The sequence below is a fragment of the Vibrio sp. R-1 genome (assembly GCF_035615595.1).
GTDB lineage: Bacteria > Pseudomonadota > Gammaproteobacteria > Enterobacterales > Vibrionaceae > Vibrio > Vibrio cholerae.
The window spans coordinates 1-1334 of the sequence record NZ_WPDC01000192.1; the positions used below are offsets into that span (position 1 = coordinate 1).

At 48.4% G+C, this 1334-nt stretch carries 1 protein-coding gene and 1 pseudogene; both read left to right on the forward strand.

Annotated features, from left to right (window positions below; genetic code table 11):
• Nucleotides 1–176, forward strand: a pseudogene (locus tag GOU96_RS17530) (methyl-accepting chemotaxis protein); the annotation flags it as partial.
• A gap of 371 nt (nt 177–547) precedes the next feature.
• A partial coding sequence (locus GOU96_RS17535; RefSeq protein ID WP_324702067.1) for an MCP four helix bundle domain-containing protein occupies nt 548–1334 on the forward strand: 787 nt, incomplete at its 3' end.

A 1334-nucleotide genomic window follows, 5' to 3' on the forward strand; every position in this document is an offset into this window, starting at 1 on the left:
CCAGCGCCACCGAGCAGCAGAACTCGGTGACCGATGAGCTCAATCGCAGCATTGTCACTATCCACAATGCTTCCGATGAAGTGGCGCAAGGCGCGAATCAGACTGCGCAAGCCTGCGCGGAGCTGAGCCAGCTGGCCATTCACCTGCAACAGGTCACCAATCGTTTCGCGGTATAAATTCCCCCTTCATATCGCGCCGACATCAGTCGGCGTATAAGATACTGCTTACACTGACCGTCATTGAGAATATGGCGGCCAGTGATATATCCCTTCGCTTTTTCCTTCCCCCAATACCACTTTTTTATTCTTTTTCCTCTCTGGCACTGTCTATTTATCATTCATTTAAAATCAATCAGTTAATCTAAACGCAACGGTATATACGCCGAATTGTCACACTAAATTTTCTTTTTTGCTTTAATTTTGCCCAGTTGCAGCCGTTATTAATAAATATATACAAAAAGATACATATATTAAGTTGCACCATTGGGATGTTGTCGTTGCGGCGCCTTATTCCTGACCGCTTAAACTTGCTAAATGAGAATAATGGTATGTTATTGAAGCACCTTTCCATCGGCAAAAAGCTGACCTCCGCATTTTCTTTATTGTGTTTGTTAATCATCGGCATCGGCCTGTTCTCGCTGTTGCAATTCAGCCGCTTAAACGGTGGTTCACAGCATCTGGCCGAACAGGTGATCCCGAGCATCACTCAGGCGGCCACTATCGATAGCCACATCAGCCGATTGCGCCGTAATGAAATGGGGATCATCGTGGTCTACGATAACCCAACCATGAAGGCTGACTATCAGAAGCTGTTAGACGCCATTCCCGCCCAAATTGATGATGCCATTGCCCAATTTGCGCCGTTGCTGGAAAGCGAGCAGGAGCGCCAGATCTATAACAACATCAAAAATGAGTGGTTAGCCTATCAAGGTCTGCATCGTCAGATGATGGACGCTATCGAGCGCGGTGATTTGCAGCAAGCGCGTTATATTTTGGTCGACCAAAGCCGCAGCCTATTCAGACAACTCACCGCACACGTACAAGATTTAATCAATATTAATCAGACCTTTGCCAACAATGCACGCCAAGATGTAGACAATATCTTCAGTGCCTCGAAAGTCAGTATTGCTATCAGCATTGCGCTCTCCGTGGTCATGGTGGTGTTCTTTGCCACCCTGCTGACGCGGCAAATCCGCGATCCACTGTTGCTGCTAGTAAGTCAGGCTCGCCTGATTGCTAACGGGCAGCTTGGCCGCTCTGCGCTGTGCGACTATATCGACTCCGGTAAACTCTCTCGCGATGAAACGGGGCAACTGGCGCTGGCGATCCGGCAGA